Source organism: Vibrio sp. R12-SG2-ISO1, from assembly GCF_059834045.1.
Map to the genome: position 1 here is coordinate 20907 of NZ_JCBDGO010000005.1, position 20893 is coordinate 41799.

Annotated in this window: 16 protein-coding genes; 8 read left to right on the forward strand and 8 right to left on the reverse strand. The window is 50.4% G+C overall.

Annotation, left to right across the window (positions count from 1 at the left end; genetic code table 11):
* The first annotated feature begins 202 nt into the window (after positions 1–202).
* The 3 genes from AC6R10_RS04450 to AC6R10_RS04460 all read left to right on the forward strand — a co-directional run bounded on the left by AC6R10_RS04450 (position 203) and on the right by AC6R10_RS04460 (position 3083).
* Complete coding sequence (locus AC6R10_RS04450) at positions 203–1915, forward strand: phospho-sugar mutase (protein WP_500671580.1); 1713 nt, start codon at positions 203–205, stop codon at positions 1913–1915.
* A gap of 146 nt (positions 1916–2061) precedes the next feature.
* A complete protein-coding gene (locus AC6R10_RS04455) occupies positions 2062–2778 on the forward strand; it encodes an AzlC family ABC transporter permease (protein ID WP_500671581.1) in 717 nt (238 codons plus the stop codon).
* Complete coding sequence (locus tag AC6R10_RS04460; protein ID WP_487902175.1) at positions 2775–3083, forward strand: AzlD domain-containing protein; 309 nt, start codon at positions 2775–2777, stop codon at positions 3081–3083. Before AC6R10_RS04455 ends, AC6R10_RS04460 begins: the two co-directional genes overlap by 4 nt.
* Before the next feature lie 13 nt (positions 3084–3096).
* Here AC6R10_RS04460 and AC6R10_RS04465 read toward each other — a convergent pair whose 3' ends face one another.
* Positions 3097–3711, reverse strand: coding sequence for a fumarylacetoacetate hydrolase family protein (locus tag AC6R10_RS04465; RefSeq protein ID WP_500671582.1), 615 nt, complete (start codon positions 3709–3711; stop codon positions 3097–3099).
* Between the two features lie 411 nt (positions 3712–4122).
* Here AC6R10_RS04465 and pulA point away from each other — a divergent pair, with 411 nt between their 5' ends.
* On the forward strand, positions 4123–7746 hold the full coding sequence (gene pulA / locus AC6R10_RS04470) for a pullulanase-type alpha-1,6-glucosidase (RefSeq protein WP_500671583.1): 3624 nt from the start codon (positions 4123–4125) through the stop codon (positions 7744–7746).
* A gap of 153 nt (positions 7747–7899) precedes the next feature.
* Here pulA and AC6R10_RS04475 read toward each other — a convergent pair whose 3' ends face one another.
* Both AC6R10_RS04475 and AC6R10_RS04480 read right to left on the reverse strand, forming a co-directional pair.
* The gene (locus tag AC6R10_RS04475; protein WP_500671584.1) at positions 7900–8748 is read right to left on the reverse strand and encodes a MalM family protein; all 849 of its coding nucleotides are present in this window, start codon (positions 8746–8748) and stop codon (positions 7900–7902) included.
* An 87-nt stretch (positions 8749–8835) separates the two neighbouring features.
* Positions 8836–10158, reverse strand: coding sequence for a carbohydrate porin (locus tag AC6R10_RS04480; protein WP_500671585.1), 1323 nt, complete (start codon positions 10156–10158; stop codon positions 8836–8838).
* Positions 10159–10608: 450 nt separating this feature from the next.
* Here AC6R10_RS04480 and glgX point away from each other — a divergent pair, with 450 nt between their 5' ends.
* The gene (gene glgX / locus AC6R10_RS04485) at positions 10609–12561 is read left to right on the forward strand and encodes a glycogen debranching protein GlgX (protein ID WP_500671586.1); all 1953 of its coding nucleotides are present in this window, start codon (positions 10609–10611) and stop codon (positions 12559–12561) included.
* A 4-nt stretch (positions 12562–12565) separates the two neighbouring features.
* On the forward strand, positions 12566–13432 hold the full coding sequence (locus AC6R10_RS04490; RefSeq protein ID WP_500671587.1) for a glycerol kinase: 867 nt from the start codon (positions 12566–12568) through the stop codon (positions 13430–13432).
* An 18-nt stretch (positions 13433–13450) separates the two neighbouring features.
* Here AC6R10_RS04490 and AC6R10_RS04495 read toward each other — a convergent pair whose 3' ends face one another.
* A complete protein-coding gene (locus AC6R10_RS04495) occupies positions 13451–14341 on the reverse strand; it encodes a LysR substrate-binding domain-containing protein (protein ID WP_500671588.1) in 891 nt (296 codons plus the stop codon).
* Positions 14342–14546: 205 nt separating this feature from the next.
* Between AC6R10_RS04495 and hisC the strand changes: the two genes are divergently transcribed.
* Both hisC and AC6R10_RS04505 read left to right on the forward strand, forming a co-directional pair.
* Positions 14547–15626 (forward strand): histidinol-phosphate transaminase, encoded by a 1080-nt coding sequence (gene hisC / locus AC6R10_RS04500; RefSeq protein ID WP_500671589.1) that lies wholly within the window; start codon positions 14547–14549, stop codon positions 15624–15626.
* 22 nt (positions 15627–15648) lie between these two features.
* On the forward strand, positions 15649–16416 hold the full coding sequence (locus AC6R10_RS04505; RefSeq protein WP_500671590.1) for an ABC transporter substrate-binding protein: 768 nt from the start codon (positions 15649–15651) through the stop codon (positions 16414–16416).
* Between the two features lie 178 nt (positions 16417–16594).
* Here the strand turns inward: AC6R10_RS04505 and AC6R10_RS04510 are convergent, their stop codons facing one another.
* From AC6R10_RS04510 to AC6R10_RS04525, 4 genes are all read right to left on the reverse strand, one after another.
* The gene (locus AC6R10_RS04510) at positions 16595–17029 is read right to left on the reverse strand and encodes a YccF domain-containing protein (protein ID WP_334552219.1); all 435 of its coding nucleotides are present in this window, start codon (positions 17027–17029) and stop codon (positions 16595–16597) included.
* A gap of 68 nt (positions 17030–17097) precedes the next feature.
* Complete coding sequence (locus AC6R10_RS04515) at positions 17098–17829, reverse strand: sulfite exporter TauE/SafE family protein (RefSeq protein WP_500671591.1); 732 nt, start codon at positions 17827–17829, stop codon at positions 17098–17100.
* A 128-nt stretch (positions 17830–17957) separates the two neighbouring features.
* Positions 17958–19514 (reverse strand): cryptochrome/photolyase family protein, encoded by a 1557-nt coding sequence (locus AC6R10_RS04520; protein ID WP_500671592.1) that lies wholly within the window; start codon positions 19512–19514, stop codon positions 17958–17960.
* The gene (locus tag AC6R10_RS04525) at positions 19515–20867 is read right to left on the reverse strand and encodes a DASH family cryptochrome (protein ID WP_500671593.1); all 1353 of its coding nucleotides are present in this window, start codon (positions 20865–20867) and stop codon (positions 19515–19517) included.
* Positions 20868–20893: the final 26 nt, after the last annotated feature.

Genomic DNA, 20893 nt, shown 5'->3' on the forward strand with positions numbered 1-20893 from the left:
TTATCGGCAAAGTAATTTTGTCGGCATAGCCATTTTGGCCGCATAGTGATTTAACGATTGCGCTCCTATAAATGATAATTGATATCAATTAAAATCATCACAACCATAGTTACACTGTCGTCCATTGCTGTAATAGATAGCTACAATACAAAGAGAACGACATACAAACCGTCAGTCGCAAGACCTACGAGGAACTCTTAACATGAAACAGTATGATCAATGGCTAGCACGCGATCCCGATCCCGCCACCCGTGAAGAGCTACAACGTCTCATCGAGCAGCAGCAACAAGCAGAACTTGACGATCGTTTTAGCCAACGGCTCGAATTTGGCACCGCGGGCCTAAGGGGCAAAGTGGGTTGTGGGCCTAACCGTATGAATAGGTTGGTGATTCAAGAAACCGCAACAGGGCTAGGTCACTATCTGCTAGCACAAATCCCACAGGCGGCTGAGCGCGGTGTCGTGGTCGGCTACGATGGCCGCATCGATTCCAAACAGTTTGCACACGATACCGCTGCGGTACTGACTGCCCTTGGGATTAAAGTCTTTCTCACGCATCACGTTGCCGCGACGCCTATCGTGGCGTTTGGTGTCAAACACTTTGGCGCGGCAGCGGCAGTGGTGGTGACCGCCAGCCACAACCCACCGGAATACAACGGATTTAAAGTCTACTGGGAGAATGGTGCTCAGATCATTCCACCGCATGATTCCGGCATTGCGAAGCACATTGAAGACGCCGCTTCGGCGCCGCTCGCGCTGATGGATCTCAGTGACGCTGAGTCTCAAGGCTTGCTCGTTTGGCTGGATGACGCGTATTACAAGACCTATCGACAGGCCATCAACACTCACCCGCAACTCGGCCAAGCGCCTGCGCCCATTACCATCAGCTACACCGCCATGCATGGTGTCGGCGCAGAGATGGCAGAAGCCCTGCTCAGCGATGCGGGCTTTAACCAAGTTTACAGCGTCAAAGAGCAGCGTGATCCAGATGGCCATTTCCCGACCGTCAACTTCCCCAACCCCGAAGAAGCGGGCGCGATGGACAAAGTGATTGAATTAGCCAAGGAGCACAACGCCGATCTCGCCTGCGCCAATGATCCCGATGCGGATCGCTTTGCGGTGGCGGCGAGAACCGCGCAAGGCGACTATCAAATGTTAACCGGCGATCAAGTGGGCGCGCTGTTTGGTCATTATCTACTCAGTCATTTTGATCGTAGCCAAGGTGTCACGCCGCTAGTGGGAAATACCATCGTATCTTCGACACTGCTCGCCAGCATCGCACGCTCGCTTGGCGGTGAGTACTACCAAACGCTGACGGGCTTTAAGTGGCTCACTAACGTTGCCATGAGTAAAGTATCGAGTGATCGCTCGTTCTTGTTTGCCTATGAAGAGGCGTTGGGTTATACCATTGGCACCACTGTCTGGGACAAAGATGGCCTGTCAGCGCTGGTGGCGTTTGCTCAGTTGACGGCAGAGTTAGCACGCCAAGGAAAAACCGTGTGGGATCAACTGGAGACGATCTATCGTCAACATGGCATGGTGGTCAATGCGCAGCGCAGTATTGCCCTAGATCCAAGCGCACCCGCTATTGGAGAGAGCCTAAGAGCCTCACCAGTCAGCCAAATTGCAGGGCGTGACATCGAACGCGTCGACGATCTCAAAACGCTCACCACCACCTATCAAGATGGTCGAGTGGAGACCATAAATTTACCGGCCAGTGATGTGCTTATCTATCATCTCGCGGGTGGCGCGCGTGTGATTGTTCGCCCATCCGGCACTGAACCGAAAATTAAGTGTTATTACGAAGTGGTCGAAGCCTTCCCACCTGAGCAAAGTTTTGCCGAAGCCAGCAACCACGCTCAGAAAGTGATGGATTTGCTCATCAGTGAACATCAAACGAGCTTAACGCACCTTTAGCACTCAAGCGCTTTTGTGACACGAAAGCGCTTTGTATAACGGCCTCATTATCGATAAGCTAGCAGAATCAATGGCATGTCGCCTATCGCGCTGGCTTTTCACCTGGCGAAAATTAGAGACCAGTGCAAAACGGATAATTGAGGCTTATGGATACCGACACACTCCCCACCCACCAAACCAGTAAACGAGAACAACTTCTCAAAGGTAGCCTTGCTATGGTGCCTCTGAGTATTGCGGTGATCCCTTGGGGATTGCTCGCAGGCTCGTTTGCCATCGATGCGGGATTGACCAGTTTAGAGAGCCAAGCGCTCTCGGCGATTTTGTTTGCGGGTTCCGCGCAATTAGTCGCAACGGGCATGTTTAAAGCGGGCGCAGGGCTTGCCACTATGTTGCTCACCACCTTCTTTATTACTTCCCGTCATTTGCTGTACAGCGTGTCGATGCGCAATCGAATCAGTCCACTGCCACTAAAATGGCGTCTGACGCTCGGTTTTTTGCTGACCGATGAACTATTTGCTATCTGTGGTCAGCAATCTGAGCAGCAGTTCGATCGCTGGTATGCCTTGGGCGCTGGCCTCAGTTTTTATCTTTGTTGGAACTTAGCGACCTTAGCGGGCATTGTGCTTGGCAATCAAATCCCGATGATGAATGAGCTCGGTCTCGAGTTTGCGGTTGCGGCGACCTTTATTGCCATCGTCGTGCCCAATATTCAGTCGTCGCCAGTTATCGTTGCCGTACTCACCTCGCTGATCGTCGCGGTCACTTGTCACTATTTCTCACTCGATGGAGGACTGATGCTAGCGAGTATCAGTGGCATGTTGGCAGGTTATGTGACGGAGCAAGTGAAAGGGAGAGCGGTATGATTTTAGGGTCCATTTTAGCGATGACGGCGTTAGTGTTTCTCAGTCGCTACCTGTTTCTTGAGCCCAAATTACCACTCAAGCTAAATCACAGTATGCAGCGCTTGCTCAGCTACTCAGCGCCTGCGGTATTAACCGCCATTTGGGCACCGATTGTCTTTATACCGGAGGGAGAGCTGTGGCTGTCACACAGCAATCCCTATTTAGTGGGCGCAGTGATTGCGGCCTTGATTGCATGGAAAACCAAAAACGTATTGCTGACCACCGTGATCAGTATGTGTCTTTTCCTACTATTGAAACTGATGTAACTCACGCATCCGATTAATGCGCAATCCACTCAATCTCCATCAAGGTGGTGTCATCGGTTTTCAACCGCGCAAGGAAGCGATCGCCACTGTGCACTTCGCCCACACCTTGTGGCGTGCCTGTCATGACCACATCCCCGTCATATAGCGTGGTGTAGCTGCCGAGCTCTTGCAAAATCGCTTGTGGAGAATAGATCATCTGCGTGACTGCACCTTTTTGAACGCGCACGCAGTTGATGTAGAGCTCGATACTCAGCGCATTCACCTCTATGCCATCGAGTGGCATAAAACGGCTAAGCACCGCAGAGCCATCAAACGCTTTTGCTCGCTCCCAGGGTAAGCCTTTCCCTTTGAGAGACGACTGCAAGCCGCGTTTGGTCAAATCCAGCCCTAGCCCGACATGGCTATATTCTCCGTTCGTCACCACAAAACAGATCTCTGCTTCGTAATGAAGCGGCTCTTGATGAAAAGAGGACAAGGTTGACGTAATCGCACTGGCTGGCTTGTTAAACACCACCATCTGCTCAGGAACGGCGTTACCCAACTCGTGAATGTGTTCGATATAGTTGCGGCCAATACAGACGATTTTGCTAGGGGTAATCTCACTGCTGCCGAGTTTTATTGACGTCATTTTTCCATCCGTGGTCATCAATTGTCGTTGTCAACTAAAGCTCCGATTCTAAATGAGTTTTTTGACAATTTAACATACCAATCTGATAAATTCAGATCTGAGACTGTTATTTTACAACAAAAAATATGTGTCTTTTTTTCGCCTACTGAACTCACATAATTTAGGTTGAGTTCTCCTCCTTTACTACGCCTCACCCCTCCTCCTCTACGCGAATTGAGTCTTATTTTTACACGCTATTTTGTGATCCTAAAAACACTTATTGTTCACTTTTCAACCAGAGATGTGAGGCGCACTCAATCACGCCATTATTTCTTTCACCAAAGCAACTTTAGCTCTGGCACTCACACATGGCGCGGCCACTCAATCGTATGCTTTTTGTTGCTAATCAACAGAGAATGGAAGCACATAACGATGAAACACTACACGTTTAATCCGGTGGTTAAGGCCATCATACCCATGCTTGCCGTGGCCGCCTTGGCGGGTTGTAAACTCAATCCACCCACCGAAGAGGGAGACGACCTCTACCCAGCCGCCAACGATGAGGTGGTGATCTACTACAAACGCGACAGCGAGATTGCGGCGCAATCAACCGGCAGTGATTATGACGGTTGGGGCATGCACCTTTGGAATGGGGAGGGATGCACCAGTACGGATTTACCAGCAATGGACATTGCCGACACCGGTACGGATTGGAACGCGCCTTATCTTCGTACGGGTATCAGCGCTACCTATGGCGCGTATTACGTGCTCAAGGTGGATCTTGACGCCTCAGATCCACATAACTGCATGAACTTTATTCTCCACAAAGGCGATGAGAAAGCCTTTGGTAGCCAAAATGCTAAAGTGGATTTGACCAAACTTGGTCCCACACGCAGCCTATTTGGTTTCCATGGTAGCAGTGAGCTGTACTATACACCCACCAAAGAGCGGCCAGTCATGATTGATGGGCGCAAAGCCCACTGGCTCGATAGTGATACACTCGCTTGGGAAAGCGCTTCAAACGCGACATCGGTCAAACTCTTTTACGCACCAAACGGCGGCATTTCGATGAGCAGTGACAAAACCATTCAAGGTGGTACTGAAGTTGCCCTCTCTACCAGTGGCAGCCTAAGCGATGACCTGAAAACACGTTTTCGCCATCTCGCAGAATTAGGCGCAATGACACTGGATGTCGATGACGCCACACTGCACACCATTCTAAAATCGCAAGTGGTGGTCGCGGCTTATAACAACAGTGGTAACTTGGTAGCCTCAACCGAAGTGCAAAAAGCGGGCGTATTGGATGCGGTATTTGCCGCAAGCGATGCCGGCAATGCAATGGGTGAGACACTCGGCGCCATCGTTGAGCAAGGCGATACCACCTTCAAACTGTGGGCGCCCACTGCGAAAAGCGTTGAATTGGTCATCTACGATACCGATAAAACGGAACTAGAGCGCGTGACGCTAAGTGAAAACACGACAACCGGAATTTGGTCGTCTGAGGCACTGAGTGACAAAGTTGGCCTCTATTATCAATATCAAGTCACCGTTTATCATCCAACCACAGGCGTGGTGGAAACCCGTTTAGTCACAGACCCATACTCACTCAGCCTTTCCAGCAATTCACGCTACTCACAAGTGGTGGATCTCAACGATAGCACTCTTATGCCTAGCGGCTGGGAAAGCTCCACCAGCCCGGTGCTAGCTAAAGATGAAGATCACGTCCTATACGAATCTCATCTGCGTGATTTCAGCTTCAGTGATCAACTTGGCAGCCCTGAGCTCAACGGTAAATACATCGCGTTGACCGAAGCGTCACGTGAATCCGTGCAGCACCTACAAGCGCTCAAAGATGCCGGCCTGACTACGCTACATATTTTGCCTGCATTCGACATTGCGACGGTCGATGAAGAGAGCGCCAATCGCGTCGACATTACCGATACCGTGGGCAAGCTGTGCGCCATTAAATCCACAGCGGCGATTTGTGAGACCAATGGCGACAATGAGATCATCGAAGATGTGCTCAACAGCTATGACCCCACGACAGGTGCAGCGCAAGCACTCATAAACGATCTGCGTATGCTAGACAGCTTTAACTGGGGATACGATCCGTTCCACTACACCGTCCCTGAAGGCAGCTACGCGACCAACCCCGAAGGCACCACGCGCATTGTCGAATTCCGTGAAATGGTCAAAGCGGCACACGATATGGAGTTGAAGCTAGTGATGGATGTGGTCTACAACCACACGAACGCCTCTGGCATCAATGAAAAATCGGTGCTGGATAAAATTGTTCCTGGGTATTACCACCGTCTAGACACCAATACCGGCCAAGTTGAGATGTCCACCTGTTGTGATAACACGGCAACAGAAAACTTGATGATGGGCAAGTTGATGGTTGATTCGCTCAAAGTGTGGGCCAACGATTACAAAGTCGATGGTTTCCGTTTTGACTTGATGGGCCACCAGCCAAAAGATCTGATGGTCTACGCGTTAGAGCAAGTACGCAGCATCGACCCTGACACCCTCTTCTATGGCGAAGGTTGGGATTTTGGTGAGGTGGCCAATAACGCTCGTTTTGATCAAGCCACGCAAATTAACATGGCAGGCACCGAGATCGGTACTTTCTCCGATCGCTTACGTGATGCAGTACGTGGTGGCAGCCCATTTGACGGCGGACAAAACTCACAAGGTAAGCACCCACTTCGCTTTAATCAGGGCTTTGCCAACGCGGCATACCCCAACGAAGAGGTGACTCAAGATCAGGCTTATCTTGATGCCATGCTGCACAATCAAGATTTAGTGCGCCTTGGCATGGCCGGGAACCTTGCCGATTATCGCCTCACCGATTATCAAGGCACGCTGCAGATGGGTAAAAACATCGACTACAACGGTGCGCCGGCTGGTTACACTCACAAACCATCTGAAAACATTTCGTATGTCTCTAAACACGACAACCAAACCTTGTGGGACAACAACGCCTATAAGATTGCGACAGGCACCAGCAGCGCTGAACGCGCCAGAATGCAGACGGTGGCACTCTCTACCGTGATGCTTGGCCAAGGCATTCCGTTCATTCATATGGGCTCGGAGTTGCTGCGTTCGAAATCGATGCAGCGTGATTCTTATGATTCGGGCGATTGGTTTAACCGTGTACGTTTTGACGGCTCAGACAACAACTGGAATGTCGGCCTACCGCGTGAAGACAAAGATGGCGCCAACTGGCCGCTGATTCAAACCCTGCTCAGTGACAGCACCGCAAAACCTATCCCGACCGATATCGAGCTGAGCAAACAACAGTTCCTCGAGCTGCTTACCATACGCAGCACTAGTGAGCTGTTCCGTTTGCCAAGTTTGACCGAGGTACAAAACCGCGTTGATTTCCATAATGTCGGACCTCAGCAAACTCAGGGGCTGATTGTCATGTCTATTGACGATGGCGTGAGCGCAGGCGACGATTTGGATGCCAACTATGATGCGATTGTGGTCATCGTCAACGCCACGGCACAGACGCAGGACTTCGATATCGCTAACGCGAGCAACTTTACCTTACACACTGTGCAACAAAGCTCAGCGGACAGCGATGTCCAAACAGCAAGCTTTAGCGGTAACACCTTTAGCGTGCCAGCACTCACCACCGCGGTGTTTGTTCAAGAGCAATCTGGCGTGCAAGGCACTGGCTTACCCGTGAGCAGTAAAGATCTCTCCGACACCCCGCCATACGGCGACACCACCGTGTATGTCAAAGGTGATATGAATGGTTGGAGCGATGATGCGAACTGGGCGATGAGCTTTATTGGCAACGGCGTCTACAGCGTCACCCATACCCTCGATGCAGGAAGCTACGCGTTCAAATTCGCCGACTCAGGTTGGAGTAACCCCAACATCGGTTGCGACAACGCCGCACAAGCCAGCAGCTCACTACCACTTGGTAGCGACGGCAACTGCTCAGTCACCATCAGCGAAGCGGGTGACTACACCTTTACGCTTAATGCCGTTTACCTACAAAACGACAGCGAAACTCAGCCTGTGCTTTCTGTGGTAAAGGCCAACTAACCTAAGCAAAACGAGGCGCCGATGGGCGCCTCACTTGTTCCATTCAGACTACAGATATATACAACCAAGAAAAAGCCCATGTGGATTTATCCTCCACATGGGCTTCTTTCTGTAAACTATTCGTACCATTAACTACGTTCGAATTGCTAGTGGTTAGCGCGCATTCACCGCTTTGATAAAGGTCTCTTGTGCGCCTTCAACATTGAGCGCTTTGGCTTCTTCTAGCAGGCTCAAGGCTTTGTCGAGCTCTCCCGCCTGAACGGCAGACTTTATTGCGTTGTGGTAGTAGTGTTGGGTTTCCGATATGGCTTGCACTTTAGGCGCTTTGTTCAACTTAGCCGTTGAACCTTCTGATTTTTCAACAAGCTCTTTCTGTCCGAAGCCACTCAATGACAAAGTTTCCACTTCAATCGAAAAGTAGCCGACATTAGAGGCAAGATACGTAGGGTCAGTCACGATTGGCATCGGTTCCCCAGATTCCTCTGCACGTAGTTTTGCCGGATGAGGGACCACGACCTTACTGGCGAGCTGACTATTATCGGTGTAAATCACCATATAAGGGGTTTCAACTGAATCCACTTTGATTTCAAGTTCAAACCGATTGCGAGCAAACGCATCTGAGAATACGATTTTAAAATCGGCCTTTGTCAGCGTTTTTACGACTTGGAAATCCTTGTTAAGTAATTCAACTACTGGGATAGCAACGAGCCCATCTTCCATATTGCTACGAATGAGCAGATCCACAACACCCGATTGTTGGTCAAAAACAAACGGCGCAAAATAACTTTTCCCGCTTGGGAATAGGTCAACAGGCGAGGACTCATTGATGTGAAATTTAAGTTGCTGCTCTTGGTTCAACGTTATCCATGGATACGCCGTCGCCGCCTCACAACATACCGACGCAGAGAGTGGCTGTAGCTCCAATTTTTGTTCAATCGATTGGTCAGAGGCACACCCCAAAAGGCTAAGGCCCGACATCAAAATTAATAGACTCTGTTTCATCATTCATCCTTTGGGTAGAGAGCAGAAAAGGCGACCTCTAGGGCCGCCTTATAGTTAGTAACAGTAAATGAGGACTAAGACTAGGTATTAGAACCAGATTTCAGCTTCAACACCGAAGCGAGTTTCTGAATCTTTACCATCATTACTCCAGTTGTAGCCATCGTCACTTGATGCCATGTAAGAAATGTATGGTTTGATCTGAGGACGACCCCAGTAATCAGCATTAACAGTCAGCACTGGAGCAAGCGTTGCTGTGTAGAAGCTTGTATCTGCTTTCTCGCGACCCCATGTACCATCTGACCCTAGGCTCTCAACTGCGTATGAGAATGTTGCTTCCATACGGAAATTTTCGTTAACCTTGTATGATGGTGTTGCACCAAAGATAAAGCGAGACAATCCATCTTGTGAGCCCCATACTTGATCGGTTTTATCGTTTGACAAATCCCAATATGTCAGTTCTGTACCTAGCTGTAGCTTGTCAGTGATGTTTGCCACACCGTAAGAGGTCAAGAAAATTGATTCATCATCTTTGTTCCAGTTCCCGCTCCATTGACCAAAGTTCACACCACGGTTTGCAGCAACGCCCTTACCATAAGTTAGTGCTGTCAATGACCAACCATCGAAGCCGTAGTAGTCGCGAGAATAGGTAACTGAAAGACCAAAACCGCTGTCTGCTGTGTCGTCTGACTCTACATTGGCACGGCTCATAAACTTAGCGTCAAAGTCAAAACGTCCGCCTAGCGCTTCTACGCCGTAGTAGTACAAGTCTACCGATGTCATTGTAGTGCTACGCTGCTGATCGTCTACGTTATCATTCTTACAGCTCTGGTCACCACAACTACCTTCTCCAGCGTCAGCAGAAACTACAGCGATACCCATATCTTTGTATTGGATACCACCACCCACACCAGATGATTGTTTCCAGAATTCTTTAGTGATGATACCAGCCTGACGGTTTAGGTAACGTTTACCAGCCCAAACACTCGTGCCTTCAGCAAAGTAGGAAAGATCACCCAACTCTACGTAAGCTTCTTTAAATTCAAGTTGACCGGTTTCAAAATGACCTTCGTTACCTGAAGATGAACCGTAGAAACCACGACCATTACCGCCTTCGTTATTACCATACTCTGTTTTTAGAACGTATTTAGACCATGCACCATTTTCGTAGTTATCACCGCGTGTCACTGTGAATTCAACTTGATTTGGGTTGCCAGAGAAAGGCGCACCAGCAGCACGGTAGTCTCGACGGTGTTCCCATGTTTCGTTGAGTGCTAAAGACTGACCAGCATTGTAGAGAAGGTGCCCATAACCGTTGACTTGCCAACCCTGGTTCACTTTATCTTCTGCGAATGCAGAACCAGCAGCGAGAGTCGCAGCCACTGCAGCAGCAATTACACTTACTTTTTTCATTATTTAACTCCATTTATAGGGATTATTATTCTTTTGCTCTCTTCCTCTAAGGACATCCCGCAAGGCAGTAACGGAGTGTTTGAAAAAGAGAGGTAAGATAGGACTTGGCTTGCGCTTCATCCTCGTTCGTTTCAACTGTGGCTAGATTAACGAAGCGGGGTAAGGCTGACTTCCTCCACCTCAGATTAATTTGAGGGGGATGAGAAGGGAGGAGGAATGTGGGAGTACGCCGTTGATTTGGTTGAGATCACACTAATCGGGAGGAGTAGAGGAGGATTTCGAAACAAAGTTTCGCACCAAATGACACACGGCTCACGATTTGATTTTTTGATTTCATTAAATTGTAATTAAATTTCATTGAGAATTATTTTGGTAATAGGCTTGACCTGCTATAAACAAAACTATTTACTAAAGTGAGATTGAAAAACACACGACAATAAGTAAAAGACAATGCAGTGCTCTCGCCCATACCCATTAGGGGCCACCTTGGATGCAGCAGGTTGTAACTTCTCGATTTTTTCGCCTTCTAACCAAGACTTACAACTCGCGCTTTTTAAAGCCGATGGCTCTTATACGACTTACCCGCTCGATAATGAAGACGCGGGTATTAAGCACACCTATATAGAAGGGATTAAAGCGGGGCAAAAATACGGCTTTATTACCCGGGTCAACGATGCAGAGCATTATCTCTCTGACCCTTATGCCAAAGCCCTCGATAAGCCTCTCTTCTATGACCTCCCTTTTAATGCTGAAAAAAGTTTCCAATTAGCCAAGTGCGTCGTCACTAAAACCAGTTTTGATTGGCAAGGTGTTGCTAAGCCTCATCGCCCGCGTGACGAAATGGTGCTGTTTGAAACGCACGTCAAAGGGGTCACCAAACTTAACCCGAATGTGCCTGAATACTCTCGCGGGACCTACTTGGGCTTAGTCAGCGAAGCGATGATCCAATTTTACAAGCAGCAGAACATCAATACTTTGCAACTGCTGCCCGTCGCCGCTTGTATGCATGAGCCGCACCTGCTCAAGATGGATAAAGTCAACTATTGGGGTTACAACCCATACTTGTTTATGGTGCCTGACCCAAGATACGCGATGCACGACGCCGTGACTGAGCTGAAAACCACCATTCGCGAGCTGCATCGCCACGGTATCGAGGTAATTTTGGATGTGGTCTACAACCACACCGCCGAAGGTGGCGCAGATGGTCCGGTGTTTAACCTCAAAGCGCTGGATGCTAACTACTACTTGCGCCACGACGATCACTACGCCAACTACACCGGCTGTGGCAATACGGTGGATCTCTCTTACCAACCGAGCCTCAACTTAGTTATGGACACGCTGCGTTATTGGGCGCAGGAGTTCCAAGTGGACGGTTTCCGCTTTGATTTAGCCGCGACCTTGGGTCGTGAACGTGAAGCCTTTAACCCCAATACCGCTTTCTTTAAAGCTGTCGCCCAAGACCCCATCTTGCGTGAGGTGAAGTTGATTGCCGAACCTTGGGACATTGGCCCGAACGGCTATCAAGTAGGGAATTTTCCGGTTGGCTGGAATGAGTGTAACGATCGCCTACGAGACATCACCCGCAGCTTTTGGCGCGGTGACCAAGGCTTTATGAAAGAGTTTGCGACGCGCATTATGGGCTCGCGTGATCTCTACAGCGCGGCGAATTGGCCCTATAAACTGACCGTTAACTACATCACCTATCATGATGGCTTTTGCATGCAGGACTTGGTCTCCTACAAGCAAAAACACAATGACGCCAACGGCGAACAGAACCGGGACGGTCACGGGGATAACCGCTCCGCAAACTATGGCATCGAAGGGCCAACCGATAATCCGCGCATTATCGAAAAACGCGAACGGCAGAAACGCAACTTCATGGCCAGCTTACTGTTCGCCTTCGGCATTCCGCACATTTTGACCGCCGACGTCCTCTCTCACACCCAAGGTGGCAACAACAACGCCTACTGCCAAGACAACGAAATTAGTTGGCTCAATTGGTCTATGACCCAAGAAAAGCAGAGCTTTCGTGAGTGGTTGGCGCAAATGGTGAAAGCGCGTCAAACTTACATGGTGCCGTTCATTCGCGCCTTTAGTGGCGATACCCGCAATGAAAACCGCGTACTGTGGCGACGCATTGATGGCACCTTCATGGAACATGAAGATTGGAACCAACTGAGTTGCGTCGCTTTGCAACTGGGCATCGACAAAGCAGGTGACGAGCTGTTCTACTGCATCAACCAAACTACGGCGCCCGCGCGCTTTACCTTGCCAGCAGAAAATCAACAAGAGTGGATGATGATCTGCAACACCGATTCGCACGAAGTGCATCAAACCATTGATCACAAGCAAGTGCTGATCGCGCCAGGATCGATGGCGATTTTCCACTATAAGGCAAGTTAAGCCAGTGGCCGACAAACTCTCTACCACCGCGCTGGCAAAACAGCGCGGCTTGGACGCCAAAGCCTTGTTCAATCAGTTGAAACTGGCTGGCTACATCAATCGTGATGACGAGAGTTGGGTGTTGACGGAACTGGGCAAAAAGTTTGGTGGTGACTACGCCAACCACCCCAAATTTGGCCAGTTTATCGTCTGGCCAACCAACCTACTGATTGATAGTGACGCCACCAGCGGCAAAACGCTCACCGCCACCGAGCTTGGCGAACGCTTTTCCCTGGCGGCGAAAAAAATCAATCAACTGCTTCAAGAACTCGGTTGGATCCAAAAAACCGAGCAAGGCTGGCAAGTGAGCCAGACGGGGCTCAGTGCCGGTGGTTACCAACGTGAGGATAAACAGAGCGGCCAGAAATTTGTCGTCTGGCATGACTCAATAGCGCGCAACAAACGCCTGAGGCAAACGGTGGTCGAGTTTTCCGGTCAAGATGCACACGCGCACGCGACGGATAAATCCCTCTCTAGCTTTCGGCAAAAGTTTGAAGCCAAACATCGCACCTTAGACGGGCACTATGTTCGCTCAAAAGGTGAGCTACTGATTGATAACTGGCTGTACATGAACGGCGTTGTCCACGCCTACGATAGACCGCTGCCTATTGAACAAGATGTGTTGAGCGATTTTTATCTGCCAACGGGCAACGTCTATATCCAGTATTGGGGCTCAGACAGCGGCGCAATGCCAGATGACCAACGTGAGACCCTTCGCGCCCTCTACGCTCAACATGGTTTTGAACTGATTGAGATACACCCAGAAGAGGTCGAGACACTCGATGAGTGTCTACCCGCCAAACTGCGCGCTTACGGTATCAAGGCGTATTAACCTTCCACTGGCCAAAGACTAAGGCGTATTCACCGACGCCAACCATTCAACAAAGGCGCTCAAATTCGGATTGTCGCTGTCTGCGGGAGCGATCAAATAGTAGCCTTTGCCGGACATTACCTCATGCTCAAAAGGCTGAATCAGTTGCTGATGCTCGATTTGACGCGCTGCCAGAGTGAGATCGCCGACCGTCATCCCGTAGCCCAGTTGCGCGGCATTCATCGCTTGATCCAAAGTGGCGAAGGTTTGGTTACGTGCGCCGCGCAGTTGACTTAACCCAATACTATCAAGCCACAGCTGCCAATCGGATTGCTCCGCATTCGCGTGTAGCCAGTTAACGCGCCGCAATGACTGGTAAGCATCACCGCCCCCCTCTTGCTGCGCTTGGTGCCAAATCTGCGGTGCACAAACTGGGGAAAGGCGCTCCTCAAACAAAAGCACCTGTCTCACACGCTTGGTCGCACTCGCTCGGCCATACATAATCACCAGATCAAAACTATCAAAGTTAGGGTGGAGCTGATGCTTGGTGGTCGAGGTAAGCTCGACATTGATATCCGGATGAGAAATCTGAAAGGCCGTCAATTTTTCCAGCAAAAACGTGGTGATGCAGCTAGGTGCATTGAGTTTAATGCGGTTGGCGCTCTCTGCGACCTCACGCACCGCATTTTGCAATTGGTGAATAACCGCTTCGGCCAGTGGCACAAACTTGAGTCCGTCTGGTGTCAGTGCCAAACCGCGAGCGTGGCGATAAAACAGGCTCACCCCCATCATGGATTCAAGTGACTGAATCTGACGGCTGATCGCCCCTTGCGTCATCGCCATCGCACTCGCCGCATGAGTAAAATTGAGATGCTCCGCCGTTGCCAAGAAGGCTTGCAAATTTTTTGTCGAAGGAAGTCGATGATTCATCGTCAATACTTGTCTGCCAGAATGGCACGACTCTAGCACAGGTCATGTTAAAACCCCTAGCACAAGCCATGACAAAAATGCATGGCTATCATGTATTAATTTCGTTTCATCCAACTCCCATTTTTGACTAAATTGGCAATACAAACCGCTTATAAGAAATAATTTTTCATTGTGAGCGACTATAAAATCAGTCAAAGGAACGTAAATGGATTCATTAGCGGATAAATTAGCGCCTGAGAGCATAAAAAAATTAATACCTTATCAATCTGCTCGACGCATAGGTGGTCATGGGCGCGTGTGGCTCAACGCCAACGAGTTAGAGACCCCGATCTTTTTTGATGAACAACAATCCGATTACTCCCGTTACCCTGACTACTTGCCTCACGACATCGCGCGCGCTTACCAAGCGTACTGCCATACCGACCAGGATGTGATGGCCGTGCGCGGCGCCGATGAGGCGATTGATCTGTTGGTCAGAACCTTTTGCCAGCCAGGTAAAGACAAGATCGCGATTTGCTCGCCAACCTACGCCATGTATGAGTTTTGCGCCGAATCCTTCGCGGTCGACACTATTGATGTCCCTTTGATGGGCAATGCTTTTGCGTTAGATGTTGAAGGCATCACACGCGCAGCGCCAAAGGTGAACCTTGTTTTTCTCTGCTCGCCGAATAATCCGACGGGCCAACTGCTCGCCCGTCAAGACATCATTACCGTGCTCGAAAATACAGCGAACGACGCCATCGTGGTCGTGGATGAGGCATACATTGAGTTTGAACTTGGCGAGAGCGTGGTCGACCTTATCGATCACTATCCGCATCTAGTCGTCATCCGAACCTTATCCAAAGCCTTCGGTTTGGCGGCGGTGCGCTGTGGTTTTATCATCGCTCAACCCGCGGTTATGGACTATGTGAAAAAGCTCGTCCCTCCTTACCCGATGCCTGACAGCACGGCGGAGATTGTGCTTAAAGCGCTCAGCAACGATGGACTAAAGAAAGTCGCCGCGGCGACTCAGCGTCTGATTGAGACCAAACAGCGCTTTATCGCGCGCATTGACTCACTGAACTGGATCGAGACCCTCTATCCGAGCGCGACAAATTTTGTTCTAATTCGCACCAAACCCGGTGTGGATCTGTTTCAGTACCTCGCCGAGCATGGCGTGGTCACGCGCAATCAGGCTCATGAGCCAAGTTTGAAGCATTGCGTTCGTATTACCATCGGCTCAGAGCAAAGCATGGACGAAGTTGCCGAGCTCATGTGTCGCTACCCCGCCACTTCGGCGCAGTAACCCATTATAAAAAGGAACCACGATGAAAAAACTCCTCACTCTCATTGCTTGCACCGCCACTATGATGACCGCCCCAGCGTTGGCGAAAACCGTGCGTCTGGCGTCTGATTTCACTTATCCCCCTTTCAACTACATGGATGCCGATGGCAAACCTGCGGGCTTTGACATTGAAATCGCCGATGCCCTATGTGCTGAAGCAAAACTGGAGTGCACTTGGGTATCACAAGGTTGGGATGCGTTAATTCCAAGCTTACTCGCGCGTAAATCGGACGTCATCATGGCCTCGATGCGTATTACTGAAGAGCGTAAAAAGCGCATTCTGTTTACCGACAAGTATTACCAAACGCCAGCACGTTTCGTCACCGCTAAGCAAGGCAACATTGAGATCAGCCAAGCCGGACTGAGAGGGAAAGTGATCGGTGTGCAGTCAGGTACGATTCACGACCGTTACGTCACCGACAAGTTTGGTGATGTGGCTGAAATCAAACGCTACAGTGGTCAAGATGAAGTATACATCGACATGCAAAACGGTCGTCTGGACGTCACCTTTGGTAACTCAGATCAACTCGCGCTTGCCTTCCTAGACAAAGAAATTGGTGCAGGGTTTGAATTTGTGGGTGAAGCAGTGACTGACAAGGCCTACATTGGTGAAGGCACTGCACTGGCACTACGTCAAAGCGACACGGCCTTAGCCGAGCAGTTTAACCAAGCCATTGCCGCCATTCGCGCCAACGGCACTTACGACAAGATCGCCAGCAAATACTTTAGCTTCGACATCTACGGCGAATAATTACCGGCGAATAAATGACGGACGAATAAATAGAAACTCGGCGAACCAATGACTCTTTGAGTCACTGAGCGTAAGACGCGTTTTCCTAGTCGTTCGTCTAACAGAGCGTCAAAAAGAGAGCCCCGCACACTGTTATATATAGTAAGCGGGGCTCTTTGGTGAGTGGTACTCGCGGAATCTACGGGCGATTTGAATAGCGTGCCCGAGCGGCTTGCTCGACGGGCACAACCGTTTTACCAATCGGTGCGAGCGAAATCAGCGCCAATTTCAGGTGTTGCAGCGCGAATGGGATACCAATGATGGTGATAAAGCACGCCACCGCAGAACAGATATGACCGATCGCAAGCCAAATCCCCGCCAGTAGAAACCAGATGATATTACCCACCAGCCCAAATGGACTGGTGCCAATGTCGACCTCATTGGTCAGCTCTTCACGGGAAATCGCCTCTTGGCCAAACGGAAAAAAGGAAAAATTGCCCATCACAAAGCACGCACGCCCCCAAGGAATGCCAATGATGCTGATGAACGCCAGCAGACCAAATAGCCACCACATCAGCCCCATAATGACGCCGCCGCACACAAACCAAATCACATTGCCTAGCATTCTTAGCATAGTCATTCCCAGATCTCCTCAGTCACTGTTGGTCATCTATTCAAACACAAAACCGCTTCGCACGCTCATTAGCTGGCCAGCGCCTGCCACACGGCCGTGACACCACTGATACTACACAGTAGCAAGGCGCCCACGCGAATTTTCTCTTTGGGTAACGAATGCGTCGTCATCTGAGCTAGCTTGTAGCCCACCCAAGCGGCAGGGATCAGCGGCACGGTGATCCAGACATGGTGCCAATTCAAAAAGCCCGCTGGCATTTGAATCATCAAAGAAATGATCGAGCTAAAGACAAAGAACGCCGAGAGGTTACCGCGCAACTGGTTTGCTTCTTGATGCTGCAACAAGAGCGCCATCGGCGGCCCGCCGATGGCGCTGCTGGTACCAAAAAAGCCAGAAAAGAAACCTGCGATGCCCATTTTGACGGGGGTTGGCTCAATACGAAAAGGCAGCAGACTCACCGCCACGGCAAACAGCACTAATAAACCGAGCCAAAGCGCGAGCATGTCGGTCGAGACCATCACCAGCAATACGCCACCAGCGATAGAGCCCGGCACCCGACCAATCAACGCCATTTTCAAGCCGCCAATTTCCACACTGGCGCGATGCTTGAGCGCATTCAGCAGCGAGATAAACAGCGCAACGAGACAAATCGGGGCGGGAACATAATCCGGTGACACCAAGAACAGCAGTGGCGCCGCCACAATCGCCAAACCAAAACCGATGGCGGTTTGGACAAAAGAACCAATAAAAATAAGCAGCGCCGCAATCAGCGCCTCTGAAGTCATCCACTCAGCAAACATAGGTCAACACAAGCAAAAAGCGGTGTTTACCGCTTTTGATAATCAATCAATAACGTATCTTAACTGAGATAGCGTCATGGAGATACCACAGATCACGCTAAGTACCCCATTGCTTGCAAGGTGCAGCGTTACAACGCGTCTATCTGCGCTAGGTAACGCTCCGCCGTTGATAACACCTCTGCCTGCTCGGCCTCTGACAGCTTATCCCAACTGCGATAGATCATACCGATGCGTGGGTTGCGACTGAGACGCTCACGATGAAGCAACATAAAACGCCAGTACAAACTATTAAACGGGCAGGCCCTCTCTCCGCTGCGTTGCTTCACATCGTAGTGACACCCTTTGCAGTAATCGCTCATCTTGTTGATGTAGTTTCCGCTTGCACAATAAGGTTTGGTGGCGATGATGCCTCCATCGGCAAACAGCGCCATCCCGCGCGTGTTGGGCATCTCTACCCACTCTATGGCATCAATATAGATGCCAAGGTACCACGCATCGACCTCGTCCGGTGCAACACCAGCCAGCAAGCAAAAATTGCCCGTGACCATCAAGCGTTGAATATGATGAGCGTAAGACCACTCAAGCGATTGACCAATACAGGCACGCATACACTTCATCTGAGTGCGGCCATGCCAAAAGTAGCTCGGCAATGGACGCTTGGCTTGCAGCTCATTGAGCGTCGCGTAGGTTGGCATGTTGCTCCAATAGATGCCGCGCATATACTCGCGCCACCCGATGATCTGACGGACAAAACCTTCAATCTGCGCCAGCGTAATCGGGTTGTCACTGCGCTGGCTCTGGTGGTAACTCTCTAACGCTGCGTCCACCACCTCCCTTGGGCTGAGCATTTTAGTGTTGATCGCAAAAGAGAGTCTGCTGTGGTAGAGGCTCCATTGGCTAAGATGCTGATCGGTCATCGCATCTTGGAAGCGACCGAAAAGCGGCAGACACACTCGGCAAAAGTGCGCCAACAAATTCAAGCCTTGATGACGAGATATCGGCCAGACAAGACGCTCTTGCTGCTGCCCGATCGTCGGGATTTGATGACGCTTGATACGCTCATTGATCGATGTGACATCGTTGGCAAACAGCAAAGGTCTCGGCAGCGCTTCAATATCGGACTTTTTGAGCTTATTGCGATTGTCACCGTCAAAATTCCACTGTCCTCCGGCGGGTTTGTCTGCGTCCATCAAAATATCAAAGCGCTGGCGCATTTTGCGGTAGAAATTTTCCATCTTGACCGCTTTGCCCGACTTAAAGTAATCGCCAATCTCATCAAATGGCAGCAAAAAGTGGTCGCTTTCGACGCAGTGCACTGTACATTGAGGCAGTGATAACAGCTCTAGCTGCCGCATCAGTCGGTATTCATCCGGCCTTTGATACTCGAACGTCTCGGCATTAACCCGCTCGACCCAATACGATATGAGTGAGGACAGATCCTTGTAGGGCTGGGTGTCATCGAGCGTCAGATGCACCACGTGATGACCCACTTCTAGTAGCTCACGCGCAAAGTTCGCCATTGCGGCAAAAAAAGCCGCAATTTTCTGGCTATGATGACGGGTGTAGTGGGCTTCTTGATGCAGCTCTGCGATGAGGTAAAGCACCCCCTCCTCTTTTTGTGCAAACCAAGCGTGCTGATGATTTAACTGGTCCCCCAAAATGAGCCGAACGCAAGAATAGTTCACTTATCTCGCCTCCCCGCAATCCTCAATCGGCCAGCCATTGTAGTCGAAGGCATCTAAGCGCGAGAAGGCATCCAAGCACGAGTGAGAGGGTGTCCCCTGCCAACGGCGGATAAATTCACCGTCAGGGTCGTAAGTTTGGGTCTGTTTCTCGAGATTAAATTGGCGCCCGCTGCGTGGATCCGCTCCGACGCCCGCAAGATACTGCCAGTTTCCCCAGTTTGAGGCCACATCGTAGTCCACCAACTGCGTTTCAAAGTACGCAGCGCCATAACGCCAATCCATACCCAACTCATGAACCAAACAGCTCGCCACCAGTTGACGGCCGCGGTTGGACATATACCCTGTCGCACGCAACTGTTTCATGCATGCATTAACGATAGCATAAGGCGTCTCCCCTGCTATCCACGCCGCAAAGTGCTCCGGGTAAAACGACGTGAGCGGCGCTTGATCTGTGATACCTCGAAAAGCGAATAAACGCTGACGATGCAATCTTGCATAACAGTAGAAGTAGTCACGCCACAGTAGCTCAAACGTAATCCAATAGGTTGACTCATTGGATCCATAAATCGCCTCATACTGCGCCAGTTTGGCCAAAATGGTCCGTGCACTGAGACAACCTTGAGCGAGCCACGGTGAGAACTTGGTCGAGTAAGCCATGCCGTCAAGGCCATTGCGGGTCGCTTTATAGTGACTCGCGTTGGACGTCGAAAAGTAATCGTCACAATGGGCTAGCGCCGCGCTCTCTCCCCCCAGAAACTGCCCGCTTTGGCAGGGACTCGTCGTCACTAGGGGGTAATCGACCTCAATCACACTTGGCAATGTCTCAACCACAGGCAAGGGCCCTGCCACTGCAAGGGGTTCGACACGGTTTCGAAATCGGCTAAAAGTGGCAGGCAGTTCGGCGGGTGAAAAAGGCAGCTCAGATTCATCAAGTATGTGGCCACTCTCTCTTTGGATGATATTGAGATCAGGACACGTTGCTTGCAACGCATCCACTATACGCTGCTCATCTATACCGGCAAAACGTTGACAATAAAAGTGGGTAATGTCCTGCTCTCGAATGAGAGCTGCGAGCGAAGCGGCGCTAAGATCAGGCAAACAATAGAGGTTTTGACCCAATTTAGCCAAACTGGCCGCCAGATCGCTGGCCGATTGAGACCAAAAAGCCTCTCTGCTCGCTCCCAACTGGCACTGCTGGGAAAAGCGAGAGAGGAAATGAGTCATCTGAGGCGGGCTGCAGACGCAAAGCATCTCATCGACCTGCTCTGCTGCGGCTTGAAGTAATGGGTTGTCTGTCAGACGAAAATCATTGTGAAACCAGTACAACCCCCTGCGAAATGTGGGGAGTGACAAAGCCTTGCTCCATAAAATCATTCACT